13 protein-coding genes are annotated in these 22005 nt (G+C 66.7%); 7 read left to right on the forward strand and 6 right to left on the reverse strand.

Annotated elements, in window-relative coordinates; genetic code table 11:
• Positions 1-23 precede the first annotated feature (23 nt).
• The 4 genes from queF (at position 24) to H7F51_RS00630 (ending at position 5852) form a co-directional block, all read left to right on the forward strand.
• Complete coding sequence (gene queF / locus H7F51_RS00615; protein ID WP_185662269.1) at positions 24-497, forward strand: preQ(1) synthase; 474 nt, start codon at positions 24-26, stop codon at positions 495-497.
• A 387-nt stretch (positions 498-884) separates the two neighbouring features.
• Entirely contained in the window at positions 885-1739 is an 855-nt protein-coding gene (locus tag H7F51_RS00620) for an OmpA family protein (protein WP_185662270.1), read from the forward strand.
• 95 nt (positions 1740-1834) lie between these two features.
• Entirely contained in the window at positions 1835-2182 is a 348-nt protein-coding gene (locus H7F51_RS00625; RefSeq protein ID WP_185662271.1) for a hypothetical protein, read from the forward strand.
• Between the two features lie 328 nt (positions 2183-2510).
• Positions 2511-5852, forward strand: coding sequence for a hybrid sensor histidine kinase/response regulator (locus H7F51_RS00630; RefSeq protein WP_185662272.1), 3342 nt, complete (start codon positions 2511-2513; stop codon positions 5850-5852).
• On the opposite strand, the gene H7F51_RS00635 is transcribed toward H7F51_RS00630, so the two are convergent.
• Both H7F51_RS00635 and acs read right to left on the reverse strand, forming a co-directional pair.
• Complete coding sequence (locus tag H7F51_RS00635; RefSeq protein WP_185662273.1) at positions 5829-6464, reverse strand: LuxR C-terminal-related transcriptional regulator; 636 nt, start codon at positions 6462-6464, stop codon at positions 5829-5831. The genes H7F51_RS00630 and H7F51_RS00635 overlap by 24 nt on opposite strands.
• Positions 6465-6486: 22 nt before the next feature.
• Positions 6487-8439 carry an acetate--CoA ligase gene (acs, locus tag H7F51_RS00640; protein WP_185662274.1) on the reverse strand — a complete coding sequence of 651 codons (1953 nt, stop codon included), beginning with the start codon at positions 8437-8439 and terminating at the stop codon, positions 6487-6489.
• A 191-nt stretch (positions 8440-8630) separates the two neighbouring features.
• On the opposite strand from acs, the gene H7F51_RS00645 reads away from it, so the two are divergent.
• The 3 genes from H7F51_RS00645 (at position 8631) to H7F51_RS00655 (ending at position 14996) form a co-directional block, all read left to right on the forward strand.
• Positions 8631-9971, forward strand: coding sequence for a DcaP family trimeric outer membrane transporter (locus H7F51_RS00645; RefSeq protein WP_185662275.1), 1341 nt, complete (start codon positions 8631-8633; stop codon positions 9969-9971).
• Between the two features lie 33 nt (positions 9972-10004).
• Entirely contained in the window at positions 10005-11675 is a 1671-nt protein-coding gene (locus H7F51_RS00650) for an MFS transporter (RefSeq protein ID WP_185662276.1), read from the forward strand.
• Between the two features lie 363 nt (positions 11676-12038).
• Positions 12039-14996, forward strand: a complete 2958-nt coding sequence (locus tag H7F51_RS00655; RefSeq protein ID WP_185662277.1) for a TonB-dependent receptor domain-containing protein — start codon at positions 12039-12041, stop codon at positions 14994-14996.
• 196 nt (positions 14997-15192) lie between these two features.
• On the opposite strand, the gene H7F51_RS00660 is transcribed toward H7F51_RS00655, so the two are convergent.
• The 4 genes from H7F51_RS00660 to H7F51_RS00675 all read right to left on the reverse strand — a co-directional run bounded on the left by H7F51_RS00660 (position 15193) and on the right by H7F51_RS00675 (position 21996).
• Positions 15193-17535, reverse strand: a complete 2343-nt coding sequence (locus tag H7F51_RS00660) for a TonB-dependent receptor (protein ID WP_185662278.1) — start codon at positions 17533-17535, stop codon at positions 15193-15195.
• Between the two features lie 77 nt (positions 17536-17612).
• The gene (locus H7F51_RS00665; protein WP_185662279.1) at positions 17613-19697 is read right to left on the reverse strand and encodes a CocE/NonD family hydrolase; all 2085 of its coding nucleotides are present in this window, start codon (positions 19695-19697) and stop codon (positions 17613-17615) included.
• Entirely contained in the window at positions 19694-20230 is a 537-nt protein-coding gene (locus H7F51_RS00670) for a cytochrome c (protein WP_185662280.1), read from the reverse strand. The genes H7F51_RS00665 and H7F51_RS00670 overlap by 4 nt, the downstream gene beginning before the upstream one ends.
• Complete coding sequence (locus H7F51_RS00675) at positions 20227-21996, reverse strand: aromatic amino acid ammonia-lyase (protein WP_185662281.1); 1770 nt, start codon at positions 21994-21996, stop codon at positions 20227-20229. The genes H7F51_RS00670 and H7F51_RS00675 overlap by 4 nt, the downstream gene beginning before the upstream one ends.
• Between the last annotated feature and the right edge of the window lie 9 nt (positions 21997-22005).

The following is a 22005-nucleotide window of genomic DNA, read 5'->3' on the forward strand; positions in this document are numbered from 1 at the left end:
GCGACGGGGGCATGGCCGCGTCCATGACGCAACAGTCCGATACCCCCGCGAATCGCCCGCTGCACCTCGGCCAGACCAGCGCCCTGCCCACCTCGCCCGAGGAGGCGGTGCTCGACTATGTGCCCAATCCGCGCGCCGGCTCGCTCTACCTTGTCCGCTTCGCCGCGCCCGAGTTCACCTCGCTCTGCCCGGTCACCGGCCAGCCCGATTTCGCGCACCTCGTGATAGACTACGCCCCCGGCGAGACCATCGTCGAATCCAAGTCGCTCAAGCTCTTCCTCGGCGCCTTCCGCAACCACTGCGGCTTTCACGAGGACGTCACTGTCGGGATCGGCCAGCGCCTGTTTGCCGAGATGAAGCCCACGTGGCTGCGCATCGGCGGCTACTGGTATCCGCGCGGCGGCATCCCGATCGACGTGTTCTGGCAGTCGGGCGCGGCTCCGGCCGGGCTCTGGGTGCCCGACCAGGGCGTCGCCTCCTATCGCGGCCGGGGCTGAACGCCGGGCGAGCATCAATCTGTCGTGATGCCTGCACCTTCTCTCCGGATTCGCCCCCCGGATTCGCCCCTAAGCCCGGCCCGCCTAAATGGCGGCGATAGCAAGAATAATCGCCCCGGCGCGGCCCGTAAAATCGTGCCAATTCCGCCCAATGCACCCCGAGAATCCCGGAAAACCGCCGGTCGGTTGAGAAACGGCCCCTGAAATCGTATGATGACACCGCTGACCGCGCGGCGGGATCGCCCCGCGCGGTCCGATCTGGCTCGGTTCACCGCACGGTGCGCTCGAACCACCGGGACTGCGGGCGTCAGGGCGAATGGCGTTCATGTAGCAGACAGGTGGCGCTGAACACGCGGGCTCCTCGGGCGTAATTGAAGGAGTAACTTGATGCGTGACAATTCCATTCGGCCAAAGGCGCTGCTCGTGCTGGCCGCGCTGACCCTGCCGATGTCGGCCAGCCTGTCGGCGCAGGAACCGGCCGGTCCCAATCCCAATATCATCGTGAATGCGCCCGTGATTAAGGGCCCCGACGTCAAGGGCACCATCGCCGCCCGCAACGACGACAAGATCAAGGTCGTCGCTGCCGACGGCACCAGCACCATCGTCGCCATCACCGATGCCACCCAGGTCAAGCCCAGCGGCGGCCTGTTCGGCGGCGGCAAGAACCCGCTCGGCGCCCGCGCGCTGACGAACGGCCTCCCGGTCACGATCAAGACCTGGCAGACCGACGCCGGCCTCGTCGCCAACCAGATCACTTACAAGAATGGCGATCTCAAGTTCGCCAACATGATCCGCACCGGCACCGACCAGCGCTTTGACGAGCAGACCGCCGCCACCGAGGCCCTGCGCGGCCGCATGGGCGATATCGACAAGTACAATATCAAGGCCACGACCAACGTGTACTTCGATACCGGCAAGTCCCAGCTGTCGCCCAGCGCCAAGGCTGACCTGTGCACCGCGGCCACCGCGGCTGACGGCGTGAACAACGCCCTGCTGCTCGTCGTCGGCTATACCGACTCGGTCGGCGACGACGACTACAACCAGGTCCTCAGCGAAAAGCGCGCCAACAGCGTGATCAACTATCTCCAGCAGCAGTGCCACTGGAAGCCCTACCGCATGCTCACCCCCACCGGCATGGCCAAGGCCGATCCGCTGGCGAGCAACGACACCGAGGAAGGCAAGGCCCAGAACCGCCGCGTCGCGGTCAACGTCCTGGTCAGCAAGGGCCTCGACGGCATGTAAACTGCGCGGGGGCGCTTGCGCTCCCCGCGTCTTCCGCCCCATGCATTCCCGTCCCGTCGGGTCGGGAATGCACGGTGTGCCGAAGGGCGACTGTCGTGATGGTCCGACTGAAAATGGACTGTTCGGCCCCGGTTACAAAGTGGGCATTCACACGACGCCTGATCCATTCTGATTTCATCAGTGATGTTGCCGCCGAGGAGCTTTTCGGTTCAAGTGATCAGATGAATGTCCTCGACTGGCTATTTTTCGGAGCGTTCGCGGGCATTAATGCTTGGTCGTTATGGAGTGCTCGCAAGTACGGCCGGATTGCTTGGGCACACATCTTCACGAAACAGCTATGGGCGGAGCGCACAACCCAGCCTCGGCTTTTCTGGGCATTGGTAATCGCGCACGTGATCTGCCTCGTGGCGATCATGCCCACTATGATCGTGGGGCGTCTTTAGGGCTGGACGCTTGTCTACTCTCCCAACTTTCCTGCCATTGGCGTGTTGCCGTTGTGTCCGCGATAGCCGTCGCCCCGGACTTGATCCGGGGCCCCGCTGCCTTCAGCGACGGCGGCGAGAAAAAGCGGGATCCCGGATCAAGTTCGGGGTGACCGGAACGAGGTCATGGCAGAAATGCCCACCATTCCCGCCGTCCACCCCGCCATAGCACCTCACCGATAACGGACGCTCACCGCCCCTCAAACGCCGCCGCCCCCCGAACCCATCACCCCCAGTCCCAACTTGCCCAAAATCCGCCAACCGCTAGTCTCTCTCACCGGAGGGAGCGATGTCCTGGCACTGGGCCGCGTTTTTCGCGCTGGCACTTATCCTCATGCTGTTCGGCGTCGCCGCGCTGGTCGAACGCGGCGGCAACCGCTTCGCCGCCAGCCCGCGCCTGCGCCACGGTGCCTACACGCTGGCGCTCGGGGTCTATTGCTCCAGCTGGACCTTCTACGGCGCGGTCGGCTCGGTCGTGCGCGACGGGTGGAACTACCTGCCGATCTATCTCGCGCCGATCGCCGTCCTGCTCGCCGCGCCGCGCCTGCTGCGGCGGCTGGCCCGCGCGGCGGCCGAGGAGCAGGCCGCCACGGTCTCCGATTTCATCGCGGCGCGCTTCGGCCATGACGTGATCGTGGCGCGGCTGGTCACGGTGATCGCCCTGCTCGGCACGATCCCCTATGTCGCCCTGCAACTCCGCTCGATCGGCTATGCCCTTGCCGTGGTCTCGGGCGAGGCGGTGGAGGGCCCCGCCATGCTGGCCGCAGCCGCGCTGCTCGCCCTGTTCGCGATCCTGTTCGGCGCGCGCCGGTTCGAGCTGTCGGGCCGGTCTGAAGGGCTGGTTTTCGCCATCGGGCTCGATTCCCTGCTCAAGCTGCTGGCCCTCATCGCCGTCGCCGCGCTGGCCGTGGTCCTCCTCGGACAGGCCCCGCCCGGACGCGTCGCGGGCGGCATGGCCCTGCTGGCCGATCGCTTCAGTCCGGGGCGGATCAGCCTTGAGACCGGGGTGATCGTGCTCGTCTCTGCCCTCGCGGTCCTCGTCCTGCCCCGCCAGTTCTACATGGGCGTGGCCGAGGCGCGCGACAGCGATGATCTGGTCCGCGCCCGCTTCGGCCTTGCCGCCTATCTCGCGGTCATGGCCGCCGTCGCCGTGCCGATCGCCCTTGCCGGTGCCAGCCTCTTCGGCCCCGGGGTGGAGCCCGACATCTACGTGCTCGACCTGCCCGCGCTAACCGGCCAGCGCGCCGTCCTCGCCGCGGCCCTGCTCGGCGGGATCAGCGCGGCCGCGTCGATGGTCATTGTCGATGCCACCGCGCTCGCCACGATGGTCTCCAACGATCTCATCTTCCCCACAATCCTCCCCCGCTCGGGCGAACTTCCGGCCGGCGCGCTGGGGCGGCGGATGCTGCTGGTCCGCCGCCTCTCGATCGTCGGCATCGTCCTTGCCGCGCTGGCCTGGGCCCTGCTGGTCGATGCGCGCAATTCACTGGCCTCGATCGGCCTCGTCGCCTTTGCCGCCATGGCCCAGTTCTCGCCGCACCTGCTGCTCGCCGCCTGGGCTGGCGGCCGCGATGCCCTGGCCGCGCGGGCCAGCCTTGCCGCCGGGCTGGTGCTCTGGCTGTGGACGCTCGCCTTGCCGCCCATCCTGCCCGAAGCCTGGCTCGCCGCCCTGCGCGCCACCCCCCTCGATCCGCTGCGCCTGCTCGGCATCGGCAATGCCGTGCCGCTGGTCCACGGCGTGGGGTGGAGCCTCGGCGTCAACCTCGCGGTCTTCGCCCTGTTCGCCGCGCGCAAGGTCCGCCCCGCGCCCCTGCCCCGCCTGCTCGGCGCCGGCAGCCGCCCGGTCAGCGACCTGGGCGAGCTTTACCGCCTGGTCGCCGCCTTCGTCGGGGAAGAGGCCGCCACGCGCGAACTGCCCCGGGCCCGGCACGGCGAGCCGATCGACCGCCGCTCGGCCCTGCGCGCGCAGGAACTGATCGCCCGCGTCGTCGGCGCAAGCTCGGCCCGCGCGCTGGTCGCCTCGGCGCTGGCCGGCGGGCAGATGGACCTTGCCGACGTTACCCGCCTGCTCGACGAGGGCGCCCAGTCGCTGCGCTTCTCGCGCCAGCTCCTCGCCGCCACTTTCGAAAACGTCGATGCCGGGATCAGCGTGGTCGATGCCGAGATGAACCTCGTCGCCTGGAACAACCGCTATCTCGACATTTTCAACTATCCCCCCGGCCTCGTCCGCATCGGCGCCCCGGTGGCAGACCTGATCCGTCACAATGCGCTGGCCGGCGATTTCGGGCCGGGCGAGGCCGAATTGCACGTCGCCAAGCGCCTCGCCCACATGCGCCGGGGCCTGCCCCACGCCTTCGAGCGCCGCCGCCGCGATGGCCGCGTGATCCGCACCGCCGGCGGCCCGATGCCCGGCGGCGGTTATGTCATGTCCTTCACCGACGTCACCGCCGAGGCGGACGTGCGCGCCGAACTCGAACGGACCCTGGTCGAACTCGAAAACCGCGTCGCCGAGCGGACCCGCGAACTGTCCGAGGCCAACCGCCGCCTCGCCCGCGCCACGCAGGACAAGACCCGCTTCCTCGCCGCCGCCAGCCACGACCTGATCCAGCCGCTCCACGCCGCCCGCCTCTTCGCCGGAGCCCTTGCGCGCGACCCCGGCCTGACCCGGCCCGACCTCGTCACCCGGCTCGACCGCTCGATCGTGGCGGGCGAGGACCTGCTGCGCGCCTTGCTCGATATCAGCAAGCTCGATGCAGGCGGCGTGCAACCCGATTGCAGTGCCGTTGCACTGGAGCCGTTCCTGCGCGATCTGGCCGAGACGATCCGGCCTCTCGCAGCCGAAAAAGGCCTCGCCCTGCGCCTCGGCCCGCTGGCCGGAAACCTCCATACCGACGCTGCGCTGCTGCGCTCAGTGATCCAGAATTTCCTAACCAATGCAGTGCGTTACACCCGGATCGGCGGCATCCTCATCGGGTCGCGCCGGCGCGGCCCAAACCTGCGCATCGACGTCATCGACACTGGCGTGGGCATCCCCAAAAACCGGCAGGAGGAAGTCTTCGGCGAATTCACCCGCATGGGCGAAGTCGATGCCGAAGGCCTCGGTCTCGGCCTCGCCATCGCCCAGCGCATCGCCCTGCTGCTCGGTGGCCAGATCGAACTGGCATCGGTACCGGGAAAAGGTAGTCGTTTCAGTCTCTTGCTTCCCGCATCCGCCGCGGGAAGCCCCTCTTCACCGCGCCCCGTTTCCCGCGCCGGAGCGAGTGCCCCGCGCACCATTCTGGTGGTCGACAACGACCCCGAGATCGTCGCCGCCACCCTTGCACTGCTGTCATCCATGAACCACCACGGCCTCGCCGCCGCAACCATTGCCGAAGCGCTGGAATCCGCCAAACATGCCGATCTGGTCCTCGCCGATTACCGGCTCGACCGGGGCGAGGACGGCCTTGCTCTGATCGCCGCCCTGCGCGCCAAAAAGCCCGGAATTGCCGCGGTCCTGATCACGGCCGAGCGCGATTCCACCCTCATCGCCAAGGCCGCCGCCGCCGGGATCGAGATCCTGTCCAAACCGCTCGACCCGCAGGTGCTCGAGGCCCTGCTGGGCCGCCTGTCAGTGGCTGAGGTCCAGCCCTAGCGCCCGCGCCGCCAGCGCCGCCTGTGTCCGGTTCTGCACGTTGAGCTTGCGCATGATCGCGGTCATGTGCGTCTTCACCGTCGCCTCGCTCATCGAGAGGTCGAAAGCGATCTGCTTGTTGAGCTTGCCCTCGAGCACCGCGAGCAGGACCCTGAGCTGGGTCGGGGTGAGCTGGGCGACCTGTTGGCGAACCTCGTCCACCGGCTGGTCGAGCGATGGCCGCGCCGGGGCAGGCGCTTGCCTACCCAGCGCCCGCGCAATAGCCGCCTCGATCGCGGCAAGCTCGGAATCCTTCCGCAGGAAGCCCACAGCGCCGAATGCGCGGGCCTCATCCGCTGCGGATGCCCCTTCTGCGCTGGAAACGACCAGGATCGGCACTTTGGGGCATTCCGCGTGCAGCAGGGCGATCCCCGAATAGCCGACCGCGCCCGGCATCTTGAGGTCGAGCAGGATCAGGGCCAGGTCTTGCGCCTCGCTCGCCGCGCGGGCGGCGGCGGCCAGCGTCCCGGCCTCGATGATGCTGGCCCGCGGCGCCACGGCCTGTACCGCCAGACCCATCGCCTGGCGGTACAGCGGGTGATCGTCCGCGATCAGGATCGTCGCGGCATCCATTATCGCTTCCAAACCCCTCCGGTCAGACCGCCGCGGCCAGCTGCGGACGGTTGGCGAGGAGATTATCGACAACCGAGGGATCGGCAAGGGTCGAGGTGTCGCCGAGGTTGGAGACATCGTTTTCCCCGATCTTGCGCAGGATGCGGCGCATGATCTTGCCCGAGCGGGTCTTGGGCAGGCCCGGCGCGAACTGGATCACATCGGGCGTGGCGATCGGCCCGATCTCGTGGCGCACCCATTGCACCAGTTCCTTGCGCAGCGCCTCGTCGGGCACGACTTCGGCATTGCAGGTGACGAAGGCATAGATTCCCTGGCCTTTGATCTCGTGGGGCATGCCAACGACCGCCGCCTCGGCCACCTTGGCATGGGCGACCAGCGCTGATTCGATTTCGGCGGTGCCCATGCGGTGGCCAGAGACGTTGATCACGTCGTCGATCCGCCCGGTGATCCAGTAGTAGCCGTCCTCATCCCGCCGGCAGCCGTCACCGGTGAAATAGCGCCCGGGAAAGGTGGTGAAATAGGTCTGGAAGAAGCGCTCGTGATCGCCCCAGACGGTGCGCATCTGCCCCGGCCAGCTGTCCTTGATCACCAGGCAGCCTTCGCCCGGCCCTTCGATCGGATGGCCTTCGTTGTCGACCAGCATGGGCTGGACGCCGAGCATGGGCCGGGTGGCTGAGCCGGGCTTGAGTGCGGTCGCGCCGGGCAGGGGGGTGATCATCACCCCGCCGGTCTCGGTCTGCCACCACGTGTCGACGATCGGGCAGCGTTCCTCGCCGATCACGCGGTGATACCATTCCCAGGCCTCCGGATTGATCGGCTCTCCCACCGAGCCGAGCAGGCGCAGGCTCTGGCGCGAGGTCTTCTTTACCCATTCGTCGCCCTCGCGCATCAGGGCGCGCAGGGCGGTGGGCGCGCCGTAGAAGATCTCGACCTGGAACTTGTCGACCACCTGCCAGAACCGGCTGGGGTCGGGGAAATTGGGTACGCCTTCGAACATCACGGTCGTGCCGCCGTTCATCAGCGGGCCGTAGACCACATAGGAGTGCCCCGTGACCCAGCCGACGTCCGCGGCGCACCAGTAGATCTGACCCGGCCGGTAGTCGAAAACCAGTTCGTGCGTGAGCGATGCCCAGACCGCGTAGCCGCCGGTGCTGTGCAGCACCCCCTTGGGCTTGCCGGTGGAACCCGAGGTGTAAAGGATGAACAGCGGGTCTTCCGCGTTCATCTCTTCCGGTTCGCACTCGGCGCCCTGCTGCGCCGTGCCCTCATGCCAGTCGATGTCGCGGCCCGCCACCATGGCCACATCCGCGCCGGTGCGGCGCAGCACGATCACCGTCTCCACGCCCGAGCAGTGTGTCAGCGCCTCGTCGACGTTTCGCTTGAGCGGCACCCGCTTGCCGCCGCGCAGGCCTTCGTCGGTGGTCACGACCACCCGGCTATCGCAATCCTCGATCCGCCCGGCCAGGGCCTCGGGGCTGAACCCGGCGAAGACGATCGAATGGATCGCCCCGATCCGGGCACAGGCGAGCATGGCCACCGCGGCCTCGGGCACCATCGGCAGGTAGAGCGTGACGCGGTGGCCCCGGCTCACGCCCTTGCTCTTGAGCAGGTTGGCGAAACGGCAGACCTCGGCGTGAAGCTCGCGGTAGGTGATGCGGCGGTCGGGGCTGTCCGGGCTGTCCGGCTCCCACAGAATGGCGATGGCATCGCCGCGCTCGGCCAGGTGGCGATCAAGGCAATTGGCGGAGAGATTGAGGGTGCCGTCCTCAAACCAGCGGATGCCGAAGTCGGCCTCGGCAAAGCTGGTGTCCTTGATCCGGGTAAAGGGCCGGATCCAGTCCAGCCGCCGCGCCTGCCGCGCCCAGAACGTGTTCGGCTCCTCCACCGACTGGCGGTACAGCGCGTGATACTGGGCGTCGTTGATCCGTGCATTTGCGGCCCATTGTGCGGGAACCGGATAGACGGTTTCAGCCATGTCCTTCCTCTCTCATGATGCTTTGCTTTGCCCGCCAGCATAGTGCGCCCCGGGCCGCATTGCGCATTAGACCTTGGTCGCAGACGACAGACCAAGGTCGCTCTATTCGGGGCTGGGCTCATTCCACATTCTCGCCGGGCAGGAAGCCGCCGCGACAAGACGGCTCCGCGACCGGACGAGAGAGGATGGCAATGAGCAGGACCGCACTGCTCGTGGTGCTCGCGGGGGCAACGGCGCTGGTCGCGCCGCATCAGGCCCGTGCCGCCACGGCGAATGAGATCGCGCTGGAAGCACGGCTCGAACGGCTCGAGGCCGAGATGGCCGCGCTACAAGGCGAACTGGCCAGCGCGCGGGCCGAGGGCACCGCGCGCCTCGCCGCGCTCGAGAGCAAGCCGCCGGCCGAAGGGCTGCGCGACGGCAATACGACGATCCGCATCGGCGGTTACCTCAAGCTGCTCGCGACCCAATCGGCCTTCAGCGAGGGCGAAGTCGCCAACAATGCGCTGGGCCGCGATTTCTACCTGCCGCAGCAAATTCCGGTGGGCACCGGGCCGTCCAGCCGGGTGCAGGACTTCACCGCCAAGCAGACCCGGCTCTGGCTCAATTTCGCCAGCGATGTGGCCGGCCACGCGGTCCGCGGCTATCTTGAGACCGACTTCCAGGCGGCGGCGGGCACGCAGGGCACCCAGCGCACGACCAATGCCTACAACCTCGCGCTGCGCCGCGCCTTCCTGCAGATCGACCGGTGGACCTTCGGCGAGGACTGGACGACGTTCCAGTACACCGGAGCCCTGCCCGAAAGCACCGACTATATCGGCGCCACCGAAGGCACGGTCTTTGTCCGCCAGCCGCTGATCCGCTATTCAGCGCCGCTGTCGAAAGCCGTCACGCTCCATCTCGCGCTCGAGAACCCGGAAAGCGGCACGATCTCCGCCGGCACCGGCACCATGGTCGAGAACGGCAAGGACCACATGCCCGATCTCGCCGCGCGCCTGGTCTGGAGCGAGGGCCGCGCGGAACTGTCGCTCGGCCTGCTGGCGCGGCAGGTGCGGACCGAGAGCGCGGCCGGGATTTCAGCCACCGCTGGAGGATACGGCGCCAGCCTCGGCGGCCGGCTGTTCCTGAACGGAAAGAAGAGCGCCGACCTGCGTTTCATGGCTACCTATGGCCGCAACATCGGGCGCTATGTCGGGCTCAATTTCGCGCCCGATGCGGTTTATGTCGCCGCTAGCAACCGGCTCGAACACGTCGACGTCCTCGCGGCATTGGCTGCCTTGAGGGTTCCGTTGGCCGCGCGGCTGCGGCTCAACCTGATCGGGTCGTACCAGTCTGTCGCCTACGCGGACGGCCTCGCGCCCGCCGCGATCTCGGGCATGAACAAGCGGGCTTTCAGCGGGGCGGTGAACCTGTTCTACTCGCCGGTGAACAATATCGATCTCGGCCTCGAATACCGCCACGGCGAGCGGGAAGTAGTGAGCGGTGCCAGCGGTGCGCTCGACCGGATCGAGTTCGCCGCGAAGTACAATTTCTGAACAATGACAACAGATCGAGAGAGGGGATAGACGATGGCTACTACGGCGCAATCTGCCCTGCCCAAGCACCACCAGGCGACCCATGGCGAGAAACTCGTCATCACCGCCTCGTCGCTCGGCACGGTGTTCGAATGGTATGATTTCTACCTTTACGGCCTTCTGGCCACCTTCATCTCGAAGGTGTTCTTCGCGGGGGTGAACGAGACCACCGGCTTCATCCTCGCGCTGGGCGCCTTTGCCGCGGGCTTCGCGGTGCGGCCGTTCGGCGCGCTGGTGTTCGGCCGGATCGGCGACCTCGTGGGCCGCAAGAACACCTTCCTCGTCACGATGGGGATCATGGGCCTGTCGACCTTCGCGGTCGGCCTGCTGCCGGGCTACGAAACGCTGGGCGTCGCCTCGCCGATCATCCTCGTCGCCCTGCGGATGTTGCAGGGGCTGGCGCTTGGCGGAGAATACGGCGGGGCGGCGACCTACGTCGCCGAGCACGCGCCGAACGACAAGCGCGGCCTCTATACCAGCTTCATCCAGATCACGGCGACCTTCGGCCTGTTCGCGGCGCTGCTGGTCGTGATCGGCCTGCGCACGGCGATGGGTGAGGACCTGTTCGGCGATTGGGGCTGGCGCCTGCCGTTCCTCATCTCGATCGTGCTGCTGGCCGTTTCGATGTGGATCCGCCTCCAGCTCAACGAAAGCCCGGTCTACCAGAAGATGAAGGATGAGGGCACGACCTCCAAGGCGCCCCTGTCCGAAGCCTTCGGGCGCTGGGCCAATCTCAAGTTCGTTTTCATCTGCCTGCTGGGCGCGGTGATGGGGCAGGCCGTGGTCTGGTATGCCGGGCAGTTCTACGCCCAGTTCTACCTCGAGAAGATCCTCAAGGTGGAAGGCGCCACGACCAATATCCTGATCGCCACGGCGCTGGCGCTGGGCACGCCGTTCTTCGTCTTCTGGGGCTGGCTGTCGGACAAGATCGGCCGCAAGTACATCATCCTCGGCGGCTGCGCCCTCGCTGCCTTGACCTATTTCCCGGCCTTCCACGCCCTGTCCGATGCCGCCAACCCGGCGCTCTCGGCGGCCACGGCCACGGCCCCGGTCACGGTCACCGCGCATCAGGACGAGTGTTCGTTCCAGTTCGACCCGGTGGGCAAGAACAAGTTCGATGCCAACACCTGCGATATCGCCAAGGCCTACCTCGCCAGGAACGGCATCAACTATCGTAACGCCGATGCCGCGCCGGGCACCATCGCCGCGATCTCGGTCGGCACGGCGGTCCTGCCCGCGCCCAACCCGGCCGAGGTCACGGGCAAGGGCCGTGCCGATGCGATCAAGGCTTATGGCGACAGCGTGAAGGCCGCGCTGGTCGATGCCGGCTACCCGGCCAAGGCTGATCCGGCCGCGATCGACAAGGTCCGGGTCGTGGCGATCCTGTGGTACCTCGTCCTCTTGGTGACCATGGTCTACGGCCCGATCGCGGCCATGCTGGTGGAACTGTTCCCGAGCCGGATCCGCTACACCTCGATGAGCCTGCCCTACCACATCGGCAACGGGTGGTTCGGCGGCTTCCTGCCGACCATCGCCTTCGCCATGGTCGCGGCCAAGGGGGATGTCTACTACGGCCTGTGGTACCCGGTCGTGGTCGCCTCGATCACCGTGGTGCTGGGCCTCCTGTTCCTGCCAGAGACCTTCCGCCGGAATATCGACGCCTGATCAGCCTAGCCCGAAGCAAGACCGCCGCTTCGCCGTGATGGCGGGGCGGCGGTTTCGCGTTTCCAGTCCCGGCAACTGCATTCTGCGAATGGGTTGACAGGGATTTTGGCGCTGGCGGGAACGGTCACATGCAGCCGCCGGAAAGCAGCCGATTTCGTGCCGGAAACAGGGCAAAAAGCCAGGAAAAGTGCGCCGTGAATCACTATGACTAAAGTTGCGTTCTGCCACTAGTCATGATGGGACCGGTGAGACATTCGTGCAACACTCGGCAAATTTCAAACACGTTGGATTGCAACATTGCTAACAATCCTCGACTTGCGCGGTCCTTAACCAGTCCCCGCCTACCAGTCACCGGGAGTGATCATGTCTGCCATTCGCACCGCCGCCCTCATGGGTTGCGCCAGCCTTCTCGCCGTTTCCTCCGCCGCCTTCGCGCAGGACGCCGCCCCCGCCGAAGACGAGGCGCCGGCCGCCGAAATCATCGTGACCGGCTCGCGCGTCATCAAGAACGGCGACGAAGCCCCGCAGCCGCTCACCGCGGTCCAGACCGGCGAACTGCTGCGTCAGACCCCGACCACCGTGGCCGATGGCCTCAACGCCCTTCCGGTCTTCGCCGGCTCGCGCGGGCCGTCGAGCTCGGTCACGACGACCGGTAACGCGTCCGGCGGCAACGGCGCGGCCAACCAGCTCAGCCTGCGTGGGCTCGGGTCGAACCGCAACCTGATCTTGTTCGATGGTCAGCGTCTGCCGACTGCCCTGTTCAATGGCGTGGTCGACGTCGACATCGTGCCTGACACGCTGCTCGAGCGCGTCGACGTGGTCACCGGCGGCGTCTCGGCCGTCTATGGCTCGGACGCCATCTCGGGCGTGGTCAACTTCGTGCCGATGAAGAAGTTCACCGGCTACAAGGCCGAGGCTCAGGCCGGCATCTCGGGCATGGGCGACGCGGCCCAGCGCAAGATCGCCGTCGCCGGCGGCTGGAACGTGGGTGAGCGCGGCCACCTCGAGGCCAGCTTCACCAATTTCTACGCGAACCCTGTGTTCTACCGCACCGATCGCTCGTTCGCTTACGACTATGCCTACGGCGGCCTCAAGACCGGCATCACCGCCGGCACTGCAGGCAATCCCTATGTCCTGGTCTCGGGCGCTCGCAACTCGAGCTCGTCGTTCGGCGGCAAGATCACCTCGGGTATCCTGAACAACCAGAACTTCACCGCCGATGGCGTGCTTTCGCCGTTCAATTACGGCACGGTCACGGGCTCGAGCAACCTGTCGATCGGCGGCGACGGCTACTACAACAACGGCTCGCTCGGCGCGACCCAGCGGAGCAACCAGGGCTATGCCCGGTTCGACTATGACCTGACGGATTCGATCCGGTTCCACACCCAGGGCATCGTCTCGATCAAGAACAACACCACCTGGTCGAACTACGCCGCCTTCTCGAACTACACGATCAAGTCCGACAACGCCTTCCTGTCCGATGCGATCAAGACCCAGCTCTCCAACGCCAACCAGTCCAGCTTCACCATGTCGAAGGTGTTCGGCGGCGATACCCGCCTGACCGACGACGTCCACACCGAGCAGTTCTACGTGAACAGCGGTCTCGACGGGAAGCTGGCGCAGTTCGACTGGGGCCTCGACGTCAACTACGGTCGTTCGACCCTGCACAACCGTCTGAGCAACAACATCAACAACCAGAAGCTCGCCGCTGCGCTGGATTCGGTGAAGGTCAACGGCGTGGCGACCTGCCGCATCAATGCCGATTCCATCACCACCAACGATGATGCGAGCTGCGTTGCGCTCAATCCGTTTGGCCCGACCGCGGCCAGCCAGGCGGCGATGAACTACGTCCTCGGCTCGACCAACATGTGGTCGACCAACGACAGCTTCGACATGGGCGCCCACATCAGCGGTGACCTGTTCGACTTCGGGGCCGGTCCGATCCGCGCCGCGCTCTCGGGCCAGTACCGCGTCAACGGGATGAAGCAGACGGTCGACTACAGCTCGACCGACACGGCCAACTGCTCGGGCCTGAGCTACGTCACCAGCTCCAGCACCGCGACCACTACGTCGCAGTCCTATGCCAACAACTGCATCCCGACCGGTGCGACCAACTCGACCACCACGACCGCGACCGGTGCCACCACCTACACGGCGCTGACGCCGACCTCGCTCTACGTCAACGCTTTCGCGCCGCTCAACCGGGTGTCGCAGAGGGTCAAGGAAGCGGCCCTCGAAGTGGCGGTTCCGCTGCTCAAGGACTCGGCCGTGGCCAAGTCGCTCGAAGTGAGCGGCGCGGTGCGCTATGCCGACTACAACACCACGGGCAACACCTGGGTGTGGAAGGTCGGCGGCAACTGGCAGGTGACCAACGATCTGCGCCTGCGCGGCACGATCTCGCGTGACTTCCGTGCGCCGACCCTGAACGACCTTTACCAGCCGACCACGGTCACCATCACCAACAACGCCGATAAGCTCACCGGGGCGACGTTCCTGCAGAGCCGCACCCAGGGCAACCCGAACCTGAAGCCGGAAGTCTCCCACACCTGGACCGCCGGTCTGGTTTACAAGCCCAGCTTCGTGCCGGGCCTGAGCTTCGCGATCGACTATTACAACATCAAGATCACTGACGCGATCCAGTCGGTCTCGGGCTTCTCGCCCGCGATCCAGGATGCCTGCACCTCCAGCGGCGGGACTTCGCCGTACTGCGCGCTGCAGCCGCGTCCGAACGGCTATACCGACACCAGCCTGGCGAACGCGCCGTACTACTGGGTCACGCAGGTGCTCAACTTCGCCCGCGTCACCACCGATGGCGTCGATGCCGAGATGAACTATGCGACCGAGCTGTTCGGCCGCCCGGCTAGCCTGCGCACGCTCGTCTCGTATCAGCCGAACCTGTGGTACGGTCAGCAGCCGGGCACGACCGCGGCGACGCAGAGCTTCAACGCTGCCGGCACGTCCAATGCCGACGGCACGGTCAACTCGGTCGCGCCGAAGTGGCGCGTGAACGCCTCGGTTCACGTCGAGCCGACCGAATGGCTGAGCGTCGATGTGCGTGAGCGCTGGCGGAGCGCCATGCGCTACAACCCGATCCTGACCACGTTCTTCGCGCAGCGCATCGCTTCGGCGGCCTGGACGGACCTGTCGCTGACCTTCAAGCTGCCGGAAGACCCGCGCTTCCAGCTGTTCTTCAATGTCTCGAACCTGTTCGACAAGACTCCGCCTGCCTACCAGACCGGCATCCTGCCGGGTCAGGGCTACGTGCCGGGCGACGACTACATCGGCCGCTACTTCACGACCGGCGTTCGCCTGAAGTTCTGATCTTAGCTGGCGGCGCGGGGCCTCTCCCGCGCCGCCGGACAAGCAACTCTCCCTGCCTGCCCGTCCCCTCGCGGGGCGGGCATTTTTTGTGCCCACAGTTGGCGCGCCGGAGCCGCATGGAGGCGGTTGTCCCACAAACGAAAGGGGCCGGACGATCGCTCGTCCGGCCCCATCACTGTCGACCTGAGCGGTCAGGTCAGTTGAACTTGTATCCCAGCGTCACGCCGAAGGTGCGCGGCGCGCCCGGGGTGACCGTGGCCAGCCCGATCCCGTTGGCCGTGGTCGAATAGGCCACGTAGTAGTACTTCTTGGTCAGGTTCTTGCCATAGACCGAGAGCGACCAGTTGCCCTTCGCCGGGGTGAAGCTGATGTTCGCCCCCAGCAGGCCGTAGGACGGGGTATAGGCGATCAGCGGCGCGGTGCCGCTGGCCTTGACCCCGACCCAGCGGTAGTCCGCCGCGGCCACCAGCTTGCCCACGCCGAGATCCACCGTGTAGTCGCCCGCCACGCTCCACTCGTGCCGCGGGGCCGAGCTGATCGCGGTGGCCAGGGTCAGGCCCTGGGCGCCGGGGAAGATCTCGTCATAGCCCTGGTCGAGGAAGGCATAGTTGGCGCGCAGGCCGAGCGCGTCGATCGGGCGCGCGTCGAACTCGGCCTCGTAGCCCCATTCGTGGGCATTGGCCGCGCTCGAGGTCGTGCGAATGTCGACCCCGTTGTAGTAGACCAGGATCGAGCTCTGGTAGTTCTTGTACTTCTGGTGGAAGATCGCCGCGTTCAGGCGCACCCGCTTGTCGAACCACTCGCTCTTGATCCCGCCTTCCCACGAGCGGACGATTTCCTGCTCGTAGGGCACGTTCGCCGGGGCGCCGGGGCCGACCTGGGTATTGAACCCGCCCGACTGGTAGCCGCTGGTATAGCTGACATAGGTCATCAGGCCCGGCCGCCACTCGTAATCGATCTCAAAGCGCGGATCGATGTGGTGCCAGGTCTTGTTGGCGACCGACAGCGTGTTGCCGTCGGGCCCCGGAACCCAGCAACCGCCTGTGCCATTCTGGTAGCCGGAGAGGAACGTTCCCGAGCAGCCGCTGGTCCAGATCCGCGTGCGCGGGTTCTTCATGTCCTCGGTGTAGCGCACGCCGGCGGTGATTGAGAGCTTGTCGGTCGGCTTCAGCGTACCTTGGAGATAGGCTGCCCAGCTCGGGAAGTTGTTGTTGTTCTGGTAGTAGTAGCCCACCGGATCGACATAGTCGGGGCCGGTGATCTGCTCGGAATTGGCGTTCTGCTGAATGAAGTAACCGCCCGCGGTCAGCTTCAGCCGCTCCTGGAACATGTGCGTGAAGACCTGCACTTCCTGGCTGAACTGGTCGGTGCGGAACTCGTTGTATTCCGTGTAGAGCCCGGCCGGGGTGCCGTCGCCGCGATAGGAGTCGAGGTTGATCTCCTTGTAGCCGGTGATCAGCTTGACCTTCAGCGCGTCGGTCAGGTCGATTTGGGTGCGCAGCTGGATGGTGAGGTTGTCGCCCCGGTTGAACGGCAGCATCGCCGGATAGGGGCGCGGCGAGTAGGGGAAGCTCGAAAGGTTGTCGCCGTAGATGGTGTAGGGCAGGCCCAGCGGCTGGTACTTGACCTGGTACAGCCGGCCATCGGTCAGTCCGGTGGGATTGGGCGCGAACACCGAATTGTAGTTCTTCACGTAGGTCGCGTTCGGGTTGATCGCGGTGGTGATGAACGCGTTGCCGTTGTCGTGAGTCTTGGCATATTCGGCCTTGAAGTCGAACGTCACCTTGGCGCCCGGCGCGTAGTGCAACTGGCCGCGCACGGCCCGCACGTGGCCGTCATTGCTGGTGCGGTTGTCCAGCAGGTGCTTGATGTAGCCGTCGACGTCCGAGGTGAAGAAGCTGACGCGCGCGCCAAGGTTCTCGGTCAGCGGCACGTTGATCGCGCCCTGGGCCTCGATCCGGTTGTAACTGCCATAGGTCACGCGGCCATAGCCGCCGAAGGTCTCGTCCACCGGGTGGCTGTCGACCAGCACGGCGCCGCCGATGGTGTTCTTGCCGAACAGCGTGCCCTGCGGACCCTTGAGGACCTGCACGTTGCCGATGTCGAAGAAGTTGGCGTTCATCGTGTAGGTCGAGGACAGGTACACGTCGTCGACATAGACGCCGACCTTCGTGTCCTGGTTGAAGAAGCGCTGGGCGCTGCCCACGCCGCGGATCGCGAACGAGGTCTGGTTAGCGCCGAACACCCCGGCGCCGCCGCCGCCCATGGGCAGGACTTCGAGGTTCGGCACCAGCCCGCGCAGGTCCGACACGTCATGGACGTTGAGCTGGTTGATCATCTTGTCGTTGAGGACCGTGACCGAGATCGGCGTGTCCTGCAGGTTGGCCTTTTCGCGCTGGGCGGTGACGACCAGTTCGTCGACGCTGGGCGCTTCGGCTTCGCTCTCGGCGGCAAGCGCGGGATGCGCGAGCACGGCTGCCGAAAGCGTGATCGGAGCAAAGGCGAGCAATCGCGCCTTTCGACTGTTGATGCGGTACATTTTATTCCCCCTTCTGAACCTTTGGGTCTGGTTGAACTCTGGCCGCGTTCCTCATCGGCGGCCGGTTTGTGCGCTCCTCACATGAGGTCGCGCGGGATTATGCTGGGCGTTTCCCGGCGGAAGATTTCCTTGTCTCCCTTGAAGGCGATGACCCATTCCCTGAGGTGGAAGGCCTCGGCCGTGCAGGTCATTTCCGAGCCGTAGCGGATCGTGCAGTCCCACTCGCCGCGCTTGTAGCCGATCACCCGGTCGGCAAAGATGCGGTTGGTCAGCGGCTGGCCTTCGATCATCTCGATCACCCGGTCGGCCCCGGCCTTGCGGCTGGCGCCGGTGGCCAGTTCCACGGTGCGCGGCTCGGCCAGGCCAAAGCTCTCATAAGCGACCCGCTTGCCGGGCCCCCATTTCTCGCCCGAGCGCACGGTTGGCGCGGCCTTCTGCCCCGGGTGAGTGCCCGGCACGGCAAAGGGTGCCTCCTGGCCCGGCGTCAGCCGCACCGGCAGGTCGATCCGGCTCGCGCCCTGGACGATGTCGAGCGTGGCGATCTCCGGCGTCGGCCAGGCCAGCGGCCAGAGCCCGGCCGAGATCGCCACCCGCACCCGGCTGCCCTTCGCGAAGCGATGGCCGATGAAATACATCGGGAAATCGACATCGTAGAACTGCCCCGGCACCAGCGGGGTCGGGTGTTCGATCGAATCCCGCCGGGTCAGGTTGAGCAGCTTGTAGCTGATCAGCCACGATTTTCCGTCCGGCGTCACCTCGGTCAGCCGCACGCAGCACTGGGCGATCGGCTTGTCCGCCGCGATCCTGAGGCGCGCTGTCGGATAACCCAGGATCTCGAGATTGTCGGGCAGGGGGGCAGAGGTGAAGACGAGGCTCTTGGCATCGTCAGCCGACTGTTCCAGCTCGGTCGGCCGCCCGTAGATCCACTGCGCCTTGGTCGTGCCGACGATCCGGTCACCGACATAGCGCACGGGCTTGTCGGCGCCCTTGGCTGGCGAGAGCGCGCCGCCGTCATTGAGGTGCAGGGTGCGGGTGCGGATGCGCGAGGAGGGCCACTTGTCCTCGGCGATCCAGGTGCCAGGCACTTCGGCCGGAAAGGCCTGCGGGTCGCTCTCGTACATCGAAAAGGTTCGCAGCATCGGCTCGGCCATGATGCCGGTTCGCGCGCCCATCAGCCAGTGGTGCCACCAGCGCGCTTCCTCGTATTTCCAGTCGAGTCCCTGCGGCGTCGCCAGTTGCGGGAAGATGTGGCCCCACGGCCCGATCAGCCCCTTGCGCGGCACGGAGAGCTTTTCGAGCAGGCGCCCGATCACGTCGGAATAGGGATCGCCCCAACCGTTGACGACATAGACCGCGCACCGGATCGCGGCATAGTCCACCGCGATCGAGCCGCGCTTCCAGTAATCGTCATAGCGCTGGTGCTCGGTCCAGGTGCGCACGATCGCGGGCGTTGCTTCCAGCCGCTTGAGCCACAGTTCTTCCCACCGGTCGCCCACCACTTGCGGATCTGGCGGCTCGGTCAGTTCGCCCTTGAAGGTGGTGCCCCAGGCCAGTTGCTGTTCGCCAAGGCTCCCGCCGAGGAAATGCGCGTCGCCCGTATAGCGGTTGTCGCAGCAGCCCATCGGCACGATCGCCTTGAGCGCGGGCGGAGCCATGGCCGCGACCTGCAGTGAGTTGATCCCGCCCCACGAAATGCCGCGCATCCCGACATTGCCGTTGCACCACGGTTGGCGCGAGAGCCACTCGATCACCGAAACCGCGTCGTTAAGTTCCTCGACCGAATATTCGTCGTCCTTGGTCCCTTCGGAGTTGCCGCTGCCGCGAATGTCCACGCGGATGTAGGCGATGCCATAGGGGGCAAGGGTGGCGGCCACGCTGTCGTCCTGAGCGCGGCGCAGGTCCCACAGGCGGTAGGGGATATATTCGAGGACCACGCCGACCGGCTTCTGCCGCGCGCCTTCCGGCAGCCACAGCCGCGCGGCCAGCTTCACCCCGTCGGGCATCGCAATCCACAGCACCTCGGTCACCTCGACCGGGCGGGCTTCGGGGAGTTGCCAGACCGGCGCGGCCTCCGCCTGTCCGGCGCCGCCCGACAGGCCAAGCGCGGCCATGCCGGTGCCGCTGGCCAGCAGGGCGCGGCGGGAAAGGGGGAGCTCATTCACTTCACCGGCTCCTGATTGTAATACCAGTATTGCAGGTGGCAGGCCTCGCAGGCGCCATCGAGCGCCCCGGCAAGATCCTGCGCGGTCTTCGCGTCGCGGCGCACGGCGGCCTGTTCAAGATCGGCCGCGAGCGCGGCGAGGTTGCGGGCGTGCGCGCGGATGGACTTCGGATCGCTGTCGATCCGGCGCTGGACATCGGCGGCATTGGTCGCGCCGGGTTGGTCCTGGTCGGCGATCTTCGCCCCCGGCGCGGCGGCGCGAAGGCGCGGGGCATTGGCAATGATTGCCGCGCCGCGCCGGATATCGGACGAGGCGGCGTAAAGCCTTGCCCAGTCTCCTGCCGCATATTTGTCGGCCGCGCCGTAGCCCAGATCGTCGACGTTGCGGTTGGTGATTTCCCAGACCACGTCGGCGGCCGGATCGACGATCCCGGCCATGGTGTCGTGCACGGTCACCGGCGCTGTCGGCGCGGCCAGCAGGCTCGCCCCGGCGCAGACCGTGGCGGCGGCGAGCAGCAGGCGGGCCGCTTTCACCGGCCGTCTCCTGCCGGGCGGGCGGGCCCGGCCGGAACCAGCACGGCCGCGTCGTTATCGCTCATCCAGCGCTGCACCGCGCCCGGCGCAACCGATGCGCCGAGCGGAAAGACGGCGCGGAACTTGGGCAAGGCCGCCTCGACCCCGCCGCCAAACCGGCGCGCCGGCTCCTGCGCCTTGCGCACGTCGACCCACTTGGCGCCATTGGCGAGATCGAACTGAACCAGGCCCGCGCTGGTATCGACGAGCTTGCGCGCGCGTTCGAGCTTGAGCCGGGTCTGGGCCTGAAGGTCTTCCACCCCCTCGACCCAGGCATTGCCCTCGGCCGCGATCGGCACGGCGAGCGACTGGATCTCTTGCCACAGGTCGACCGGCGTATAGCCGCCGATCGGACCGCCGGGGGAGGGCAGCACGTCGTTCGCCTTGATCACGGTGAACATGGTGTTGGTGAAGCGCTGCATCCGGTTCAGCACGGCCACGTCAAGGTTGGCCATGGCGACGGAGAAAGCCTCGACATCGTTGGCCAGGGGATAGGGGTCCCAGTTGGCGTTGGACAGTATATAGCCCGACTGCCCTTTGGAACGCGGCCCGCCCTTGACGAAATATTGCATCATCTGCGGGGTGGCGAGGTCCCAGCTGCTCTCCGGCGTCAGCCCCGCGCGGACCACCGGGTTGTGGTCGGAAGAATTGAGCTGGAATTCGACCGAGCGCCGTAGCCGGTCCCACGCGGCCCAGGCAGAGGCATGGCGGATCGAAGAGGCGCGCAGGCTCTCCGGGTCCTGGATGATCCGCTTGGGGTCGGTCTCGAACAGGTAGGACCCGCGCAGCATCTCGCGCATCCTGGCGGCGTGCCAGTTGAGCCAGGGATCAGGCCGGTCGGCCTGAACAGGCGTTGCCAGCGGGGTCAGTGAGGAATTCATCCCCGACAGGTCGAAGGCATAGGCCACGTCCGCCCAGTCCAGCAGCCGCCGCGCCGCATCCACCAGCAGCACGCCCTGCGCCGTGGCATAGGCATTGGAGCTGGTCAGGGCATTGCTGTCCGCCGCGAAGGGCGCAAGCGGCGTCAGCCCGGCGCGCTTCAGCGCCTCGGCCGCCGGCATCCGGCTGCCGCGAAACCACACCTCGCCCGCGCCGACCATGGCCGCGCCGATATTGCCAAGCTGGGCCAGATCCCCTTCACCCACCGTCCCGCGTGACTGGACCACCGGAGTGATGCCGAGGTTGAGGAAGTCGACCAGCATTTTTGCCAGCGGCGCGCTGGGCGCATTGTGGGTGATCCCGTTGGCGCGCACGGCCATGATCGCGCGGACCAGTTCCTCGTCCGCGATTTCGGGCGGATAGCCCGATGCAGCCCCGTTGCGAAACGCACGCAGCTGCGATGCACTGATCTTCTCGCGGTTCTCCGGCGTCTCGGGATCGCCGGCGAAGATCACCGTTTCCCGTGCCGCCCCGGAGCCGCGGTTGAACCAGTAGATCGGCACGCCCTGCGCCGCGCCTTCGAGCAGGAGGCCATAGGAAACGGCCATCGATTCAACTGCTTCGGGCGCATAGGCAACCTTCGCCCCATGTCGCGCCACGGCCATCACGTCGTCGACCGACATCCCCCGCCCGGTCAGCACGATGGTCCGCGCCGCCGCATCGTGCTGCGCCGGCGTCCAGCCGGCGGGAGCCGCGATTGCGGGCGGCGGCGCAGGCGCGGCCTGTGCGGCGGGAGCCATCACGGCGGCCAGTGCGGTCAGGGCCAGCCAGGCAGAGCGGTTACGCATCGTCATTTC

Source organism: Novosphingobium flavum (genome assembly GCF_014230315.1).
In the GTDB taxonomy this organism is placed as follows: domain Bacteria; phylum Pseudomonadota; class Alphaproteobacteria; order Sphingomonadales; family Sphingomonadaceae; genus Novosphingobium; species Novosphingobium flavum.

Coding starts and splice junctions, on each gene's coding strand:
- queF (WP_185662269.1), top strand. CDS start 24: ATGACGCAACAGTCCGATACCCCCGCGAATCGCCCGCTGCACCTCGGC.
- H7F51_RS00620 (WP_185662270.1), top strand. CDS start 885: ATGCGTGACAATTCCATTCGGCCAAAGGCGCTGCTCGTGCTGGCCGCG.
- H7F51_RS00630 (WP_185662272.1), top strand. CDS start 2,511: ATGTCCTGGCACTGGGCCGCGTTTTTCGCGCTGGCACTTATCCTCATG.
- H7F51_RS00635 (WP_185662273.1), bottom strand. CDS start 6,464: ATGGATGCCGCGACGATCCTGATCGCGGACGATCACCCGCTGTACCGC.
- acs (WP_185662274.1), bottom strand. CDS start 8,439: ATGGCTGAAACCGTCTATCCGGTTCCCGCACAATGGGCCGCAAATGCA.
- H7F51_RS00645 (WP_185662275.1), top strand. CDS start 8,631: ATGAGCAGGACCGCACTGCTCGTGGTGCTCGCGGGGGCAACGGCGCTG.
- H7F51_RS00650 (WP_185662276.1), top strand. CDS start 10,005: ATGGCTACTACGGCGCAATCTGCCCTGCCCAAGCACCACCAGGCGACC.
- H7F51_RS00655 (WP_185662277.1), top strand. CDS start 12,039: ATGTCTGCCATTCGCACCGCCGCCCTCATGGGTTGCGCCAGCCTTCTC.
- H7F51_RS00660 (WP_185662278.1), bottom strand. CDS start 17,535: ATGTACCGCATCAACAGTCGAAAGGCGCGATTGCTCGCCTTTGCTCCG.
- H7F51_RS00675 (WP_185662281.1), bottom strand. CDS start 21,996: ATGCGTAACCGCTCTGCCTGGCTGGCCCTGACCGCACTGGCCGCCGTG.